Origin of the sequence: Solimonas sp. K1W22B-7, from assembly GCF_003428335.1 — a bacterium.
GTDB lineage: Bacteria > Pseudomonadota > Gammaproteobacteria > Nevskiales > Nevskiaceae > Solimonas_A.
This window is the reverse complement of the sequence record NZ_CP031704.1, coordinates 2,217,176-2,233,927: the sequence shown is the minus strand read 5'-3', so window position 1 is coordinate 2,233,927 and position 16,752 is coordinate 2,217,176. Positions and strand designations below refer to the sequence as shown.

The 16,752-nt window shown below is 68.2% G+C and carries 18 protein-coding genes; 7 read left to right on the top strand and 11 right to left on the bottom strand.

Features of this window, described 5'->3' with window-relative positions; genetic code table 11:
- Positions 1-41: 41 nt before the first annotated feature.
- Positions 42-905 carry a DMT family transporter gene (locus D0B54_RS10235; protein WP_162932336.1) on the top strand — a complete coding sequence of 288 codons (864 nt, stop codon included), beginning with the start codon at positions 42-44 and terminating at the stop codon, positions 903-905.
- A 90-nt stretch (positions 906-995) separates the two neighbouring features.
- Here the strand turns inward: D0B54_RS10235 and D0B54_RS10230 are convergent, their stop codons facing one another.
- The gene (locus D0B54_RS10230; protein ID WP_117291232.1) at positions 996-1,757 is read right to left on the bottom strand and encodes a competence/damage-inducible protein A; all 762 of its coding nucleotides are present in this window, start codon (positions 1,755-1,757) and stop codon (positions 996-998) included.
- A gap of 65 nt (positions 1,758-1,822) precedes the next feature.
- Positions 1,823-3,592, bottom strand: a complete 1,770-nt coding sequence (icd, locus tag D0B54_RS10225; RefSeq protein ID WP_117291231.1) for an isocitrate dehydrogenase (NADP(+)) — start codon at positions 3,590-3,592, stop codon at positions 1,823-1,825.
- Between the two features lie 108 nt (positions 3,593-3,700).
- Between icd and D0B54_RS10220 the strand changes: the two genes are divergently transcribed.
- Positions 3,701-4,243 carry a DJ-1 family glyoxalase III gene (locus tag D0B54_RS10220; protein WP_117291230.1) on the top strand — a complete coding sequence of 181 codons (543 nt, stop codon included), beginning with the start codon at positions 3,701-3,703 and terminating at the stop codon, positions 4,241-4,243.
- A 75-nt stretch (positions 4,244-4,318) separates the two neighbouring features.
- On the opposite strand, the gene grxD is transcribed toward D0B54_RS10220, so the two are convergent.
- On the bottom strand, positions 4,319-4,648 hold the full coding sequence (gene grxD, locus D0B54_RS10215) for a Grx4 family monothiol glutaredoxin (protein ID WP_117291229.1): 330 nt from the start codon (positions 4,646-4,648) through the stop codon (positions 4,319-4,321).
- A gap of 221 nt (positions 4,649-4,869) precedes the next feature.
- Between grxD and D0B54_RS10210 the strand changes: the two genes are divergently transcribed.
- The 3 genes from D0B54_RS10210 (at position 4,870) to nadC (ending at position 7,262) form a co-directional block, all read left to right on the top strand.
- Positions 4,870-5,445: a superoxide dismutase gene (locus tag D0B54_RS10210; RefSeq protein WP_117291228.1), complete on the top strand. Its 576-nt coding sequence runs from the start codon at positions 4,870-4,872 to the stop codon at positions 5,443-5,445.
- A 67-nt stretch (positions 5,446-5,512) separates the two neighbouring features.
- The gene (gene argF / locus D0B54_RS10205; protein ID WP_117291227.1) at positions 5,513-6,409 is read left to right on the top strand and encodes an ornithine carbamoyltransferase; all 897 of its coding nucleotides are present in this window, start codon (positions 5,513-5,515) and stop codon (positions 6,407-6,409) included.
- Between the two features lie 4 nt (positions 6,410-6,413).
- Positions 6,414-7,262, top strand: a complete 849-nt coding sequence (nadC, locus tag D0B54_RS10200) for a carboxylating nicotinate-nucleotide diphosphorylase (RefSeq protein WP_205527318.1) — start codon at positions 6,414-6,416, stop codon at positions 7,260-7,262.
- Positions 7,263-7,391: 129 nt separating this feature from the next.
- Here the strand turns inward: nadC and murI are convergent, their stop codons facing one another.
- From murI to D0B54_RS10165, 7 genes are all read right to left on the bottom strand, one after another.
- Positions 7,392-8,159 (bottom strand): glutamate racemase, encoded by a 768-nt coding sequence (gene murI / locus D0B54_RS10195; RefSeq protein WP_117291225.1) that lies wholly within the window; start codon positions 8,157-8,159, stop codon positions 7,392-7,394.
- Entirely contained in the window at positions 8,156-8,947 is a 792-nt protein-coding gene (locus D0B54_RS10190) for an alpha/beta fold hydrolase (protein WP_117291224.1), read from the bottom strand. Before D0B54_RS10190 ends, murI begins: the two co-directional genes overlap by 4 nt.
- Complete coding sequence (gene sppA, locus D0B54_RS10185; protein ID WP_117291223.1) at positions 8,947-10,833, bottom strand: signal peptide peptidase SppA; 1,887 nt, start codon at positions 10,831-10,833, stop codon at positions 8,947-8,949. Before sppA ends, D0B54_RS10190 begins: the two co-directional genes overlap by 1 nt.
- Before the next feature lie 52 nt (positions 10,834-10,885).
- On the bottom strand, positions 10,886-12,007 hold the full coding sequence (locus D0B54_RS10180) for a beta-ketoacyl-ACP synthase III (RefSeq protein ID WP_117291222.1): 1,122 nt from the start codon (positions 12,005-12,007) through the stop codon (positions 10,886-10,888).
- 100 nt (positions 12,008-12,107) lie between these two features.
- On the bottom strand, positions 12,108-13,517 hold the full coding sequence (locus D0B54_RS10175; RefSeq protein ID WP_117291221.1) for an alpha/beta hydrolase family protein: 1,410 nt from the start codon (positions 13,515-13,517) through the stop codon (positions 12,108-12,110).
- Between the two features lie 16 nt (positions 13,518-13,533).
- A complete protein-coding gene (locus D0B54_RS10170; protein WP_117291220.1) occupies positions 13,534-13,827 on the bottom strand; it encodes a hypothetical protein in 294 nt (97 codons plus the stop codon).
- Positions 13,824-14,138, bottom strand: coding sequence for a hypothetical protein (locus D0B54_RS10165; protein WP_240433586.1), 315 nt, complete (start codon positions 14,136-14,138; stop codon positions 13,824-13,826). The genes D0B54_RS10170 and D0B54_RS10165 overlap by 4 nt, the downstream gene beginning before the upstream one ends.
- A gap of 30 nt (positions 14,139-14,168) precedes the next feature.
- Here D0B54_RS10165 and D0B54_RS10160 point away from each other — a divergent pair, with 30 nt between their 5' ends.
- On the top strand, positions 14,169-14,693 hold the full coding sequence (locus D0B54_RS10160; protein WP_162932335.1) for an alpha/beta fold hydrolase: 525 nt from the start codon (positions 14,169-14,171) through the stop codon (positions 14,691-14,693).
- Positions 14,690-15,115 (top strand): DUF3293 domain-containing protein, encoded by a 426-nt coding sequence (locus D0B54_RS10155; protein WP_117291219.1) that lies wholly within the window; start codon positions 14,690-14,692, stop codon positions 15,113-15,115. Before D0B54_RS10160 ends, D0B54_RS10155 begins: the two co-directional genes overlap by 4 nt.
- A 9-nt stretch (positions 15,116-15,124) precedes the next feature.
- Here the strand turns inward: D0B54_RS10155 and D0B54_RS10150 are convergent, their stop codons facing one another.
- Complete coding sequence (locus D0B54_RS10150) at positions 15,125-16,633, bottom strand: S41 family peptidase (RefSeq protein WP_162932334.1); 1,509 nt, start codon at positions 16,631-16,633, stop codon at positions 15,125-15,127.
- Between the last annotated feature and the right edge of the window lie 119 nt (positions 16,634-16,752).

Sequence of the window (16,752 nt, the reverse complement as noted above, 5' to 3'; positions counted from 1 at the left end):
CCGCTTCCATGCCACCTGTCGCTCCCCCCATTCCTTCCATCATGCAAAACGACCTCAAGCGCGGCGCCGCACACGCGATCTATGCCGCCGCCGCTTTTTCGATCACCGGGGTCTGCGTCAAGGCGGCCAGCGCATCCGCGCCCAACGAAATCGTGGTGTTCTTCCGCTGCCTGGTCAGCCTGCTGGTCCTGATGCCCTGGGCCCTGCGCCAGGGCGCCGACAGTCTCAAGTCCGAGCGCGTCGGCGGCCACCTCTGGCGCGCCAGCTTCGGCGTACTGGCCATGTATGCCTTCTTCTACGCCATTGCAAGACTGCCGCTGGCCGAGGCCATGCTGCTGACCTACTCCACTCCCCTGTGGGTGCCCTTCATCGCCTGGGCCTGGATCGGCGAGCGTCCCCCCATGATCGCCTTTCCGGCGGCGCTGCTGGGCCTGGTCGGCATCGCCTTCATCGTCAAGCCGGGCGCCGCGCAGATCGACTCGCTGGCCGGCATCGTCGGCGCCGCTTCCGGCATCCTGGCGGGCTGCGCCATGGTCAGCATCCGGCGCATCTCCGATACCGAGCCGGCGCAGCGCATCGTGCTGTACTTCATGGTCATGGCCACCGCGATCTCGGCCATCCCCCTGCTCTGGGCCTGGCAGACACCGGACCTCCCCACCCTGGGCCTGCTGGTTTGCGCCGGCGTCACCGCCACCGTCGGCCAGCTCAACCTGACCCGGGCCTACGCCTGGGCGCCGGCGGCGCTGGTGGGGCCCTTCACCTACACCGCGGTGGTGTTCTCCGCCCTGCTCGCCTGGTGGCTCTGGGACGAGAAGCTGGACGGGTGGTCGGCCCTGGGCATGCTGCTGGTGGTGGCGACCTGCGTGATGGTGGGGTGGCGGCGGGTACCGGCGGCGGAGACCTGAGGGCTTTTGTAGGAGCGGCTGTCAGCCGCGAGGGCCGGTTGCCATGATGACCGGCGTTCGCGGCTGACAGCCGCTCCTACATCCGTTTCCTCAAGGCCTGCTCAACTCCTCCACCTGCACTTCCGGCCAGGCCTTCAGCCCCTCGCGGAAGCTGGCATACGCCGCGGCCGCTTCGGCCCGTGGGCCCTTGAAGCCGAATTCGATCTGCCGCGGCCGTTCCGGCGAGCCGCGGAACGGCAGGCTCGACAGCTTGATGCCCGGGTAGCGCGCCAGGGTGTCCCGCATCAGCGGCAGCAGGTCGCCCTCGGTGACGGGGCCGATGGCGTTGAGCGAGAACTCCACCGGCGGCTCGGCCTGGTGCAGCGGGCGCAGGCGCTGATCCAGCACCCATTCCAGCATCGGCCAGGCCATTTCCGGGAACCCGGGGACGAAGTAGCACTGCCCCACCGAAAACCCCGCCACCCGGTTCACCGGGTTGGGGATCAGCTCCGCCCCGGCTGGGAAATCCGCCATCAGCACGCGGTTGGGCCGGGCCTGGTCGCCGTACTGCGCCAGGATCAGCGCCTCGGCCTCGGGGTGGCGGGCGATCGGCCGGCCGAAGGCCTGGGCGGCGGCCTGGCGGGTGCAGTCGTCGGGCGTGGCGCCGATGCCGCCGCAGGACAGCAAGGTATCGCCGCGTCGCGCCACGGCGGCGATGGCCCCGGCGATGCGGTCCTGGTCGTCGCCCAGGAACTGCGCCCAGTCCAGCGCGATGCCGCGCTCGCCCAGCAGGCCGATCACCTTCGACAGGTGCTTGTCCTGGCGCTTGCCCGACAGGATTTCATCGCCGATCACGAACAAGCCGAGACTCATGCTTCCTCCTGGCAAAAAAAGGGCGGCTCGCGGCCGCCCCTGGTGAATCCGGACAGCGGCACGGCTCAGCCGGCGTCGGCGGCCCAGCCGAACTTGTCCACCGCGTTGAAGATGTCGGTCTCGGTGACGATGCCGATCACCTTGTCGCCCTGCGCCACGGTCAGGCGGCTGAAGCTGGAGTCGGCGATCATGCTGGCGGCCTCGCGGATGCTGGTCTCGGCCGGCACCGACACCACCGGGCGGGTGGCGAGCTCGCGCACCTTGGTGGTGGCCGGGTTCTTGCCGCCCCGGACGATCTTGGCGACGATGTCGCGGCGCGTGAGGATGCCCCACTGGCCCTTGGCGTCGGGCTCCACCACCAGCGAGCTGACGTTGCTGTCGGACATCAGGTGCATCGCGCTCTCCACCGTCTCGTCGTCGGTGCAGGTAATCAGGGAGCGCGTCATCAGGTCCGCTACCGTGTGCGGCATGTGGCCGGAATCCAGCATCTCCTCCATCGGCTGCAGCAGGCGGCGGATCTCGCGCTGCTTGCGCTCGCGGACCAGTTGCTCCTGCTGCGCCTTGCGCTTGGCCTCCAGGTCCACGCCGCCGCGGATGCGCTCGATCAGCGCGTCGGCGAACTGGCTGGTGCCGACCTCGGTGGCGCCGTCGATCTGGCGCGCGAAGTCGTAGGTGACGATGCCGTCGCTGACCACTTCCGGGTAGACCAGGGTGATCAGGTCGGCCGCTTCCTTCCAGCCCATGTACTCCAGCATCATCACGCCGGAGAACAGCAGCGAACCGGGGTTGACCTTGTTCTGGTTGGCGTACTTCGGCGCGGTGCCGTGGGTGGCCTCGAACACGGCGACGTGGTCGCCGATGTTGGCGCCCGGCGCAATGCCGACACCGCCCACTTCCGCCGCGATGGCGTCGGACAGGTAGTCGCCGTTGAGGTTCATCGTGGCCAGCACGTCGAACTCCTCGGGCCGCAGCAGCATCATCTGGAACATGATGTCGGCAATGCGGTCCTTGATGACGATCTTGCCTTCCGGCTGCTTGCCCTTGTACTCGGCGTAGAGCTGCTCCTCGGTGATCGTGACGCTGCCGAATTCCTCGCGCGCCACCTCGTAGCCCCAGTTGCGGAAGGCGCCCTCGGTGAACTTCATGATGTTGCCCTTGTGCACCAGGGTCACCGATTCGCGGCCGTTCTCGATCGCGTACTGGATGGCCTTGCGCACCAGGCGCTTGGTGCCGAAGGCGGAGATCGGCTTGACGCCGAGGCCGGCGCCCTCGAAGAACTTGGCCTTCAGTTCCTCTCGCAGGAACTTGGCCAGCTTTTCGTTCTCCGGCGAGCCGGCCTTGAACTCGATGCCGGTGTACACGTCCTCGGTGTTCTCGCGGAAGATCACCACGTCGACCTTGCCGGGGTTCTTCAGCGGGCTGGGCACGCCGGTGTAGTGGCGCACCGGGCGCACGCAGGCGTACAGGTCCAGGTCCTGACGCAGTGCAACATTGAGCGAGCGGAAGCCGCCGCCGACCGGGGTGGTCAACGGGCCCTTGATCGAGATCATCAGGTCGGACAGCGCCTTGATGGTCTCGTCCGGGCAGTAGTTGTTGTCATAGAGGCCGGCGGCCTTTTCGCCGAGATAGACCTCGCACCAGTGGATCCTGCGCTGGCCACCGTAGGCCTTCTCCACCGCCGCATCCCAGATGCGCAGGCAGGCCTTGGTGATGTCGGGACCGATGCCGTCGCCCTCGACGTAGCCGAGGATCGGCTGGTCTGGAACGTGCACCTTGCCGTCCCTGACGCTGACCTTCTCTCCGGTCGTGGGGACCTTGATGTGGCGGTAGGACATCTTCGTTCTCCGGGTTATTTTTTATAAATGGGCGGAAGCGAAAAAGGCTGTGGCATTCTACCACCGTGCCCGCGCGCGCAAGCGCCTACAACGAGGGGAGTTTTCCATATGAATGCACTGGTAGTCGTCGCCCATGGATCGGAGTCCCTGGAGGCCGTAACCATCATCAATGTCCTGCGCCGGGGCGACGTCGAGGTCACCGTCGCCAGCATCGAATCCAGCTTTGCGGTGGAAGGTACCCGCGGCGTGATGCTGACCGCGGAAGCACTCTGGACCGATGTTGGCGGCCGGGACTTCGACCTGATCGTGCTGCCCGGTGGCGAGAAGGGGGCCCAGGCCCTGTCGGACCATGCCGGCCTGGTCGAGAAACTCAAGGCCCAGCGCCAGGCCCACCGCTGGACCGGGGCGATCTGCGCCTCGCCGGCGCTGGTGCTGTCGCGCCACGGCCTGCTGGACGGCAAGAAGGCCACCTGCTACCCCGCCTTCCGCGAACAGCTGCTGCACTACGTCGACCTGCCGGTGGTGGTCGACGGCCACTGCGTCACCGGCCAGGGACCGGCCAGCGCCCTGGCCTTCGGCCTGCAGCTGGTGGAGGTGCTGCGCGGCGCCGACCAGCGCAAGTCGGTGGCCCAGGGCCTGCTGGCGGCCTGAGGGCCGGTAGTCACACTGGCAGCCACAACGAAAAACGCCCGCTCGAGCGGGCGTTTTTCGTGAAACCGGCGGAAATCAGGCCGCTTTCTGGTCCGCGACCGCTTCCTGCAGCATTTTCTGCAGCTCGCCCGACTGGAACAGGTCGATCGTGATGTCGCAGCCCCCCACCAGTTCGCCCTTGACGTAGAGCTGGGGGAAGGTCGGCCAGTTGGCGTACTTCGGCAGGGCGCGGTAGACCTCCTCGTCTTCGAAGATGTTCACGTAGGAGAACGGAACATTGCAGGCCTTGATGGCCTGGGTCGCACGAGCGGAAAAACCGCACTGCGGGAAATCCGGCGTACCCTTCATGTAGATCATGATCGGGTTGTCGGTAACCTGTTGCTTGATGCGCTGCAGCGCGTCCATTTTGCCTTCTCCGGCCGCTGATATAGGTACGGCGGGCGCGGATTATACGCGCCCTGCCCCCGGTTGGAACCATTGCAATTTCCGTGCTGATTCCCGGTCCAAGCCTGTCCAAGCCCATGCGCGGTATTGAATTTACCGCGACGCTCGCCTATTTTGTCCGCCCCACTTGCAGCCGGCCGGCGCGCCCGCGGCGTCGCTTAGCAACAAAAGGAATCAAATCAATGGCTCTGACTCTCCCTGAACTTCCCTACGCCCGTGATGCGCTGGCGCCCCACATGTCCGCCGAAACGCTGGACTACCACTATGGCAAGCACCACAAGGCCTACGTCGACAACGGCAACAAGCTGATCGCCGGCACCGAATTCGAGAACATGCCGATCGAGGACATCATCAAGAAGTCCTCGGGCAAGATCTTCAACAACGCCGCGCAGGTGTGGAACCACACCTTCTTCTGGAACTGCCTGACGCCCAAGCAGGCCGCCCCGGGCAAGAAGCTCACCGACGCGCTGGTCAAGCAGTTCGGCGGCCTCGAGGACTTCAAGAAGCAGTTCACCGAAACGGCCATGAACACCTTCGGTTCGGGCTGGGCCTGGCTGGTGCAGAACGCCGACGGCAGCCTCGCCATCGTCAGCACCTCCAACGCCGGCAACCCGCTGACCGCCGGCCAGAAGCCGCTGCTCACCGCCGACGTCTGGGAGCACGCCTACTACGTCGATTACCGCAACGCCCGCGCCAGCTTCCTCGAGCACTTCTGGGCTCTGGTGAACTGGCAGTTCGTCGAGAGCAATCTCGGCTAAAGTAGAGCCACACCGCAAAGGGGGCCGCTCGAGCGAGAGCGGCCCTTTTGCTTTTTCAGGGAACCGTATGCCCCGCCATTTTCTGAAGCTGTCCGACCTGAGCGCGCAGGAAGCGCAGCGGATCGTCGAGCGCGCGATCACCCTCAAGCGCGACCGCGACCCCGCGCATCGCCCCTTCGTCGGCAAGACGCTGGCCATGCTCTTCACCAAGAACTCGACGCGTACGCGCGTCAGCTTCGAGTCCGGCATGGTGAAGTTCGGCGGGCATGCCCTGTTCCTCAGCGCCAGCGCCACGCAGATGGGCCGCGACGAGCCGCTCAGCGACACCGCCAACGTGCTGTCGCGCATGTGCGACGCGATCATGATCCGCAACGACTCCCAGGCCGACCAGGAAGAGCTGGCGCGCCATTCGCGCGTGCCGGTGATCAACGGCCTGTCGAACCTGCACCACCCCTGCCAGCTGCTGGCGGACATGCAGGTCTGGACCGAGCACCGCGGCAGCCCCAAGGGCAAGACCGCGGCCTGGATCGGCGACGGCAACAACGTCTGCCACTCCTTCATCGAGGCGGCGCAGCTGTTCGACTTCAAGCTCAGGATCGCCAGCCCCAAGGGCTACGAGCCGGCGCAGGAAATCGTTCGCGCCGGCGGCGCCCGCATCGAACTGGTGTCCGATGCCGCCAGCGCGGCGACCGGCGCCGACGTGGTCATCACCGATACCTGGACCAGCATGGGCCAGGAGGCCGAGACCCAGCGCCGCCTGGCCGCCTTCAGCGGCTACCAGGTCGACGCCGCGCTGATGCAGCGCGCAAGGCCCGAGGCGATCTTCCTGCACTGCCTGCCCGCCCACCGCGGCGAGGAAGTCAGCGCGGAGGTCATCGACGGGCCGCAATCGGTGATCTACGACGAGGCGGAGAATCGCCTGTGGGCGCAGATGGCGCTGCTCGAATTCCTGCTGCTGGGATAAGACCGTGCCGGCCATTGCCTCGGATATCCGCGACACCGTCGCCCACGCGCTGGCCGAAGACGTCGGCAGCGGCGACGTCACCGCCCGCCTGGTGCCCGCCGCCGAACAGGGCCGCGCCTACGTGATCTCGCGCGAGGACGCGGTGATCTGCGGGCGCCCCTGGGTGGACGAGGTGTTCCGCCAGCTGGATCCCGCCATCGAAGTGAACTGGCTGATTGCCGAGGGCCAGCAGGTCGCTCCCGACCAGCGGCTCTACGAGCTGAAGGGCCCTGCCCGCGCGCTGCTGACCGGCGAGCGCCCGGCGCTGAACTTCCTGCAGACCCTGTCGGGCACCGCCACCGCCGTGCGCCAGTACGTCGATGCGGTGGCCGGCACCGGCGCGCGCATCGCCGACACGCGCAAGACCCTGCCCGGCCTGCGCAACGCGCAGAAGTACGCCGTGGTCTGCGGCGGCGGCATCAACCACCGCATCGGCCTCTACGACGGCATCCTGATCAAGGAAAACCACATCGCCGCGGCCGGCGGCATCCGCCAGGCCATCGCCAACGCCCGCGCACTCGATGCCGGCGTGCCGCTGATGACGGAGGCGGAGACGATGGAGGAGGCGCGTGCGGCGCTGGAGGCCGACGTGGACCTGCTGCTGGTGGACGACTTCAGCCTGCCCGACCTGCGCGAGGCCGTGCGCCTGGTGCGCGAGCACCGCGCCCGCGGCGGCAAGACGGTGATCGAGTATTCCGGCGGCGCGACGCTGCAGAACGTGCGCGGCTATGCGGAGTGCGGGGTGGATCGCATCGCCATCGGTGGGATCACCAAGCATGTGCGGGCGGTGGATCTGTCGATGCGGTTTGCGTAGCTCAGCCTCAAAAGCCATTCAGTCCGCAAATGAACGCGAATAAACGCAAATCCCGATTCCTTAAATTCGCGTTTATTTGCGCTCATTTGCGGACAGCATTTCTTTGACGCCCCAGCGAGGAGCGATCGATCAGGTTTCACCCATAAGCAACGGCCGCAACCGCTCCAGCTGCGCCGCATCGCCGCTGCTGTGCCACTCGATGCACCCCACCCGCTCGGCGTCGCTGGCCAGCCCTTCGCGCTCCAGCAGCCGCTGCGCCTGTCGCGCCACGGCGGCGCCGGTGTCGATCAGGCTGACGCCCTTGCCCGTCACGTCCTGGATCAGCGGACGCAGGAAGGGATAGTGGGTGCAGCCCAGTACCATCACGTCGGCGCCCTGCTGCAGCAGCGGCGCGGTATAGCGCTCCACCAGGGCACGCGTTTCGGGCGCATCCAGCAGGCCGGCTTCGACCTGCTCCACCAGGCCCGGACAGGGCTGGGTGATGATGCGCACGTCGCGCGCATGATCGGCCACCAGCTTGTGGAACTTGTCGCCGGCCAGGGCGGCGCCGGTGGCGAGCACGCCGACCACGCCGCTGCGCGTCTGCGCCACGGCCGGCTTCACCGCCGGCTCCATGCCGACGAAGGGGATCGGGTAGGTCGCGCGCAAATGCTCCACCGCGGCGATGGTGGCGGTGTTGCAGGCCACCACGATCAGCTTGGCACCGCGTGCCATCAGGAATTCGGTGATCGCCACGGCGCGCGCCTGGATCTGCTCGCGCGTCTTGCCGCCGTAGGGGCAATGGCCGCTGTCGGCGTAGTAGACCAGGTCCTCGCGCGGCAGCAGGCGGCGGATCTCCCGCAGCACCGAGATGCCGCCGACGCCGGAATCGAACACGCCCAACGGCGCGGCGTTCACGGCTTGACCTTGCGGCGCAGGAATTTCAGCAGCACCGGGTTGAAGGCCTCCGGCGCCTCCGAGGGCAGGCCGTGGCGGCCCACCGGGAACCAGTGCAGGTAGCCGCGCGGCAGTGCGTGGGCGAACTTCACCACGTCGTCGTGCCCGAAGTAGTCCTGGCCGGCGCCGATCACCAGGGTCGGCATCTGCAGTTCTGCCAGGCGGTCGATCACCGACCAGGCGGTGAGGCGGCGCAGGGAGCCGAGATAGGCGCGGCGGGTATTGCGCGCGCCGCGCGCGATCACCTTGGCGCGCAGGCCCTCATTCTCGGGCCCCGGGAACATGCGCTGGGCACTGATGCGCGACAGCCGCGCCGGTCCCAGCAGGCTCATCACGAACAGGCGGTAGCCGATCTCGAAGTACTGCCGCAGCGTGCGCGGCTTGAAACCCGGCACGCTGTTGGTGATGACCAGGCGCTGCACGCGATGCGGATACTGCAGCGAGAACTGCAGGCAGACCGCGCCGCCCATGCTGTGCCCCACCAGCAGGCAGCTGTCGACGCCGGTGGCGTCGAGGAAGCCGCGCAGGTCCTCGACGAACTGCAGCACGCCGGGCTCACGCGCGCCGATGGGCGTGTCGCCGAAGCCACGCAGGTCCGGCGCCAGCACACGGTAGTGCGGGCTGAAGGCGTTGATCTGGTAGTCCCAGTCGGCCCAGGACCCGCCGAGACCATGGACCAGCACCAGTGGCGGGCCGGAGCCCGCCTCGACGTAGTGGATATCGACGTCGCCGGCGCTGACTTTCGGCATCAACGTCCCAGGATGTTGCCGCCGCCCATGCTCGGCGTGCAGTAGCAGTTGGCGTACATGCCGCGCGGATCGTTGAGGCCGCGCAGGGCGCGCTCGGCGTCGGTGCGCTGCAGCAGGCCTGCCAGCCAGCGCGTGGTGCCCTGCGGCAGGAAGTCGAGCTTGATGCTGCTGGAGAACGGCAGCAGCATGTCGAAGGGGAAGCCGCGATCCGGGCGGTACTCATCCAGTTCGTAGCTTTCCGGATCCAGGCCGGCCAGCTTGGCCGCGGCATCCGCCGCCTGGTCGAGATCGCCGAGTTTGTCGACCAAGCCCAGGGTCTTGGCCTCGCCGCCGCTCCAGACGCGGCCGCGGGCGATTTCGTCGACCTTCGCCACCGGCAGCTTGCGCGCCTTGGCGACGCCGCCGATGAAGTCGCGATAGCCCTTGTCGATCTGCGACTGGATGATCGAGGAGATTTCCGGCGACAGCGGGCGATCCAGGCGCAGGCTGCCGGCCAGCGGCGTGGTGCCGACGCCGTCCGTATGCACACCGATCTTGGCCAGGCCCTGGTCGATGGTGGGGATCAGGCCGAAGATGCCGATCGAGCCGGTGATCGTGGTGCTGTGCGCCCAGATCTGGTTGGCATCCATCGAGATCCAGTAGCCGCCACTGGCGGCGACGGTGGACATGGAGGCCACCACCGGCTTGCCCTCGGCCTTCAGTGCCTCCACTTCGCGGCGGATCTGCTCGGAGGCCCAGACGCTGCCGCCCGGGGAATCGACACGCAGCACGACGGCAGCGACATCCTCGTCGCGCCGTGCCTGGTCGAGCAGGTCGGAGATGGTATCGCCGCCGGCCTGGCCGACATCGCCCGGACCATCGACGATCTCGCCCTGCACCACCACCAGTGCCACCTTGCCGCCCTTGCCGATGGGCTTCTCGTGCTTGTCATGGTGCACCGCGCGCAGGTACTCGCTGAAATGCACCTGGCGGAAGCTGCCGTGGTCGTCGTCGATACCGACGATGGCGCCCATGCGCTGGCGGAATTGCTTGAGCGTCTCGACATGCGTCACCAGGCCGCTCTTCTTGGCGTAGGCCGCGGTGTCGCCGCCGCCGTCCTGCAGCGCCTGGCGCATGCCGGTGACGTAGTTGAGCACGCCGTTCTCGGGCAGCTTGCGCGCCGCGCCAACGCCCTTGGTGTAGTCGGTCCAGAGGTCGCCCAGCCAGGCGATGTTGGCCTTGCGCGCGTCCTCCGACATGTCGTTGCGCGTGAACGGCTCCACCGCCGACTTGTATTCGCCGACGCGGAACACGTTGATGCGCACGCCCAGCTTGTCGAGCGCGTCCTTGAAGTAGTTCTGGTAGACGCTGAAGCCTTCGACATGGACCATGCCCTGCGGGTCCACCACGATCTCGTCGGCCAGCGCGGCGGCGAAATACGGCGCCTGCTCGTACCAGGGGCTGTAGGCGATGACCTTCTTGCCGGAAGCCTGGAAGCGCTTGATCGCGGCGCCCAGTTCCTCCAGCTGCGGCAGGCCGGCGCTGCCCAGCGCGTCGAGCTTGAGCACGGCGAAGGCGATGCGCTTGTCGTCGCGCGCCAGGTCCAGTGCGTCGATCAGGTCACGCAGCGGGGTCTGCGAGGGCGGCTCGCCACGGAAGCTCTCCAGCAGGTGCTGTCCCGGGTCCTGGTCGATCTGCTCGACCAGCGCGCCGCTGGGCGCCAGCACCAGGGCGACGTTGTCGTCGACCTTGGGGGCTCCGCCGCCGCTGAAGAACGTGAACATCACGAACAGGCCGATCATCAGGCTGATGACGAAAAGGGCGCGGTAGATGAAGACCGCGATTTTCCAGATGCGCCCGAAGAAGCGGCCCAGGGCCGAGGAGGATTTCTGTTCGCTTTCGCTCATGGATCGATGACTGGCAGGAGGTCGCGCTTGGACCGTGGGCGCGGGAACCGGTTCAGACGCGCTTCATCACCACGGAGCCGGCCGAGTAGCCGGCACCGAAGGCGCAGAGCACCGCCAGGTCGCCGGACTCGAGGTCTTCGTGGTGCTTGTGGAAGGCGATCACCGAACCGGCGGAGCTGGTATTGGCGTACTCGTCCAGCGTCACCGGCGCCTCGTCGGGGCCCGGGTCGCGGCCCAGCACGCGCTTGGAGATCAGCTGGTTCATGCCCAGGTTGGCCTGGTGCAGGAAGAAGCGGCGCACCGACTCCGGCGCCAGGCCCAGGTCCTTGAGGTGGCCGACGATCAGGTCGGTGGCGATGGGCACCACTTCCTTGAACACCTTGCGGCCTTCCTGGTGGAACAGCACCTCGTCCCAGCGGCGCGGCGGCTGCTCGCAGGCGTTGAGGAAGCCGAAGTTGTTGCGGATGTTGTTGGAATACTGCGTCTGCAGCCGGGTGCCGAGCACCTCGAAGCTCTGCTGCGACACCGCGGTGTCCAGCGGCTCCACCAGCACCGCGGTGCAGGCGTCGCCGAAGATGAAGTGGCAGTCGCGATTGCGGAAATTCAGATGGCCGGAGCAGATCTCGGGGCTCACCACCAGGGCGGCCCTGGCGCTGCCGTTGCGCACGGCATCGACCGCCGCCTGGATGCCGAAGGCCGCCGAGGCGCAGGCGACGTTCATGTCGTAGCCGTAGCCGCTGATGCCGAGGTGATGCTGCAGCTCCACCGCCATCGCCGGATAGCCGCGCTGCATGTTGGAGCAGGCCACCAGCACGAAATCCACGTCTTCCGGCTTGCGGCCGGCGCGTTCCAGTGCCTGCCGCGCGGCGGCCAGGCCCATCTCCACCATGATCGACGGCTCTTCGTCGTCGCGGGTGCGGTACTGGGGACGCATCACGTCCACGTCCAGCACGCCCTGCTTGTCCATCACGTAGCGCGACTTGATGCCGGAGGCCTTGAGGATGAACTCGGACGAGGACGGCGCCAGGGCCGGGGTGCTGCCGGCGGCGATTTCCGCCGCGTTTTCAGTGTTGTAGCGCTCGACATAGCTGTTGTAGCAGGCCACCAGCTCATCGTTGCTGATGCTGTGCGGCGGGGTAAAGAGACCGGTGCCGGTAATGGCAACTCGTTTCATGAAGGGTCCAGGGGGAGAGAAAAGTCAGTTGCCCGATTCTAGCCTGCCCACTGCGATCCCGGAGCGAAATCGCGCGTACCGCCCGGCGGCCGGAAACGACCTAGGTCACCGGCCAGCCGGCGCTCAGCGCGGCGTGACGCAGTACCTGCCCCGGTTCGCGCTCGTAGCGGATGCTCAGGTGGGAGCCCTGGTACCAGGTCACCGGTACGTTCCAGTGCCGGCCCAGCATCAGCGGATGCTGCGGCAGCACGATGCGGTCGGCCGTGGCGGCCACCACGTGCAGGCGTTCGCGCGGCAGCAGCGGCGCGCGCGCCAGCGGCGACACCACCTGCAGGATCTCGCGGTAGCGCTGCTCGTCCAGGCCGTAGTGGCGGTAGTAGCGCAGATGCGCCGGCGGCAGGAAGCGCATCAGCGCCGAGGCGAAGTCCATGACCGGGATGATCGCCACCGCGAAATCCAGTTGACGCTCGTAGGACGCCAGCAGGGCGGTGTTGTAACCCCCGAGGGAATAGCCCAGCACGCCGACCCGGGGCTTGCCCTCGCTGTGGCGCAGCCAGGCCAGGCTGCGGCGCAGGTCCCACAGCGCCTGGCTCTGGGCGTGGACCAGGTCCAGCGGATCGCCGTCGAGATAGTGGTCGCCGCTGCGGGCACCGCCGCGGCGCGGCCCGTGCAGCGGCAGCACCGGCTGGATGATGTTGAAGCCCATGCGCTGGTGCAGCCAGCGCGGGCTGAACAGGCTGAAGTCCAGCCAGGTGTCGCCCATGCGGTAGCCGTGGATGCACAGCAGCCAGGGCCGCGGCGGGCCGGGATGCCGCAGCAGGCGCACGTGGCATTCGTTGTTGGCCGCGTGCCCCTTCCAGGCGGCAGCCCCGGGCAGGCCCGCATCGGGCGCAAAGCCGCTGTCGAAGCGCAGCAGCTCGTAGTCCTGGCCGCGGTGCCGGGCCTTCTGGACATTGGTGCTGGACGGCGGCGGCGGCGCGGCATGCAGCAGCGAAGGATCGCGGTCGAAGCCGCGCTGGCGATACACCGCCAGCATCTGCTCGGCCTGGCGGCAGACCTGCTGGGCCTGCTCCGCGCCCGGCAGCCGCGCTCCACCGACGAAGTAACCCAGCACGGCCTCGTCCATGCCCACCTTGATGTCCATGCGCGGGCCGGTGTCCGGCGCCGGCGCCTCCAGCGGCTGCGGCTCGCGCAGCAGCGCCGCGCGCCCGGCCGTCATGAAGCCGGCGACGCTCCCCGCCAGCGCCAGCACTGCCGACCCGAAGCTGCCGGCGATCCAGGCCGGCAGGAAGAACAGCACGCCGACGGCGCTGCCCAGGGCCATGTAGGCGGAGATACGCGGATCACCGGGGAACAGCAGCAGGGCCGTGCCGCTGGCCAGCAGCAGGATGCCGGGGATCAGCGCCCACAGCAGCCAGCCCCAGCCTTCCTGCGGCAGCAGCCAGCACAGGCCGGCAAGGATCGGGACCAGGCTCAGCGGCTCCCATTGCCGCGGGGGTGTCGGTTCCATGGGGCGTCGACAGGTCCTAGACCAGCGCCCGGTAGAGCACCCCGCCGCCGACGGCGATGCCGGACAGCAGCAGCGCCTCCGCCGGCCAGCGCCAGGACTTGTCGCGGCGGTGGGCATGGAAGGCCAGGCCCGACAGCAGCATCAGCACCACGAACACGATGACGGTGGTCATCACCGCAGCCCAGTCCTCGCGCAGGCGCGGCTCGGCGTCGAGGTAGACGGCGTACATGATGGCGACCGCACCCATGGTCGCGGCGAAGGCTGCCGCCGTCGCCAGCGCGACGGCATTGAAGATCTGTATGGCTCTCATGAACGCTTGCCGCGGAGGAGTTTGACCAGGGGGAAGATTTCGCTGGCGACCTTGGGCTGCTTGAGCCCCGCGCGCAGCAGGAGGCTGACGAAACCGCGCACGATGCTGTCGCGGTTCTTGAAGACGCTGTCGACCATCGGTACCGGACGGTCCTCCATCATGGTGATGATGTCGTCCGGCTCGTCGCCGAACTTGAAGCGCATGGTCATGCGCACTTCCAGCGGTTCCTTGCGCTCGCGGCGGCGCTTGCGGCGGCGCTCCGCCAGGCTCAGGCGCTCTTCGGCTGACCGCTTCGGCTTCTCGGGCTTCATAATGATCCTGTCGTCCGGCAACGCTCAGACATGAAAGACATTCCCGATCGTCTCGTGGTTTTCGCCCATGGCAAGGAATCCGGTCCCTGGGGCACCAAGATCAACCATCTCGCCGGCACTGCCCGCGGGCACGGTTTCGAGGTCATCAGTCCGGATTATAGTCACACGCATGATCCGCGGGCGCGCGTGGCCCAGTTGCTGGCCCTGGCGCCGCGGGCCGGGCGCAGCCTGGTGCTGGTCGGCTCCAGCATGGGCGGCTACGTTTCCGCCCAGGCCTGCGCGGCGCTGCGCCCGCAGGCGCTGTTCCTGATGGCCCCGGCGCTGTACTTCCCCGGCTGGGAGGAAGAACCGCGGGGCGTGCCGGCGCTGTGCAGCGTCGTTCACGGCTGGAACGACGACATCGTGCCGCCGGAGCGCGGCATCGAGTTCGCGCGGCGCCACCGCGCCGAACTGCATCTGCTCGACGCCGACCACGGCCTCAACGACCAGCTCGACACCCTGGCCCTGCTGTTCGGGCGGCTGCTGCAGCGCGCGGCAGCGGGAGCCGGCGCATGAACGCGCGCCGGGCGCTGGAAGAGGCCTACCGGCGCACGCGCTACCTGGTGCAGCTGCCGGCGGAGGTGCTGGAGCTGCGCATCGGGCGGCAGGAGCCGCGCGCCGCGCAGCGCCTGGCCGAACAGGCCGGCTGCCGCAGCGACTGGGCGCTGGTCACGCCCTGCAATCCGCGCTCGCGGCCGCTGCTGGCCTGGCAGAACCGCCTGCGCGTCCAGGCGATGGCGGCCGGGCTGAGGGAGTACGGCCTGGCGCACTACCCCGCCCTGCATCGCGATCCGGACGGCCGCTGGCCCGACGAGGCGGGCTTCCTGCTGGTGGACCCGCCGCGCGGACTCGCCAGTGCCCTGGGGCGGCGCTACCGCCAGAACGCCATCGTCGTCGCCCGCCTGGGCGAAGCGCCGCGGTTGGTCTGGCTGGTGTAGGACGGCCTGTCAGCGCAGCCAGGCGTTCTGGCGCTGCGGCTCGCGGATCATCCGCGGCGGCAGGCTGCCGCGCTTGGCCAGGCTGGCGGCGCAGTTGCCGTTCTGGCGCCAGTACAGGGCGCCCGCCAGCATGCCCTCCGCGGGATCGCCCAGCGCATGGCCGAAGTCGTCGTCCGCGGCACAGGTCACCGGCATGCCGTCGGCGTAGTCGCCGAAGCCCAGTTGGTTGACGCCGCGGAACTCGATCGCGAAGTAGGACATGCCGCAATTGTCCTGGGCGAAAAAGCCGTAGGGCTTGCCGCAGGTGGCGGAACCGACCAGCACCACCTGGATGCCGGCGCCGCGCAGGCCGTTGACCAGGGCCTCGCTGGCCGAGCAGGTGTCGCCGGTGACCAGCACGAACACCCGCGACAGGCCCAGCTGCGGCAGCTCGCGCCCGGCCGGCACCGCCGGGTCGAAGCCCTGCGAGCGGGAGTGGAACGGCGTGTCGCTCAGCGGATCGTTGCGGTACGGGTGATGGTCATTGAACTGCTGAAGGGTGAAGACCTTGCCGGCGGTCTGCGCCGGGCCGGCCACCATGTAGGCCAGTTCCGCGGCGATATCCAGATAGCCGCCACCGTTGTAGCGCATGTCCAGCACCAGGTCGCCGACGCCGGCGGCCTTGAGCTGGCCGATCGCGTCGATCAGCCGGCCCTCGGAGGTGTCGATGTGATCGTCGAACTGCAGGTAGCCCACCGGGGTGCCGGCGGTCGGCAGGACCTTGACGTTGCGCACCGGCGTCAGCGTCAGTTCCATGGAGTCCAGCAGGTAGTCGCTGCTCGCACCGGTACCCGGGTTGCGTACGGTCAGGCGGTGACGCTCGCCGACCGTCTCCGGGAAGAGCCCGTCATAGACCCGCCTCGTTGCCGCGCTGGCGTCGTCGCCGTCCACTGCCAGGATCTGCAGGCCGCGCAGCAGCCCGGCGGTCGCCGCGGCCTTGCCCGGATCCACCTGGGCGATCGTCGGATACTCCCCTTCGGGCCAGGACAGCGTCATCCCGTAGCCCAGCACCCGCCCCTCCTCCGACAGGGCCTCCCAGGCCAGGGTGGGATAGACGAAGCTGTAGGCGTCCCTTTCCTTGCCGGACGAAGTGCGCTGCGGCGTCAGCAGGCTGTAGAAGTAGGCCCCCATCGCGTTCTGCGGGCTGCCGTAGCGCGTTGCGGTGAACAGGCTGCCGTCCACGGCCGGGATGTCGCGGTAGAACAGGTAGACCTGCTGCATGTAGGCGGCAAGCCAGGCACGCTCGTCGGCCAGGGCGCCCTGTACGTCGCGATAGCGTCGGCCGGTGATCGGACTGCTGCCGCTGCGGGGCACGGCACAGACCTGCGCCAGCTTGGCCGAGGCGCCGAGGCGCTCGGCTCCGCCGCCGCCGTCGCTCCCGCCACCGCCGCCGCCGCAGGCCGTCACCAGGGTCAGCACGGTGCCGAGCAGCAGGGCACGGGGGATCAGGGCATTCCAGGGCGAGCCGCGTTGCAGCATGTGACGGGTTCCTTCGGGGTTGATGGACGCAGGAGCAGGAAGCCCCCTCGTGTCCGCAGGGCCGAGTGTATCGCTGTTCATTTGATAAAACCGTGATGAAACAGCCGGTTTCGGCCACC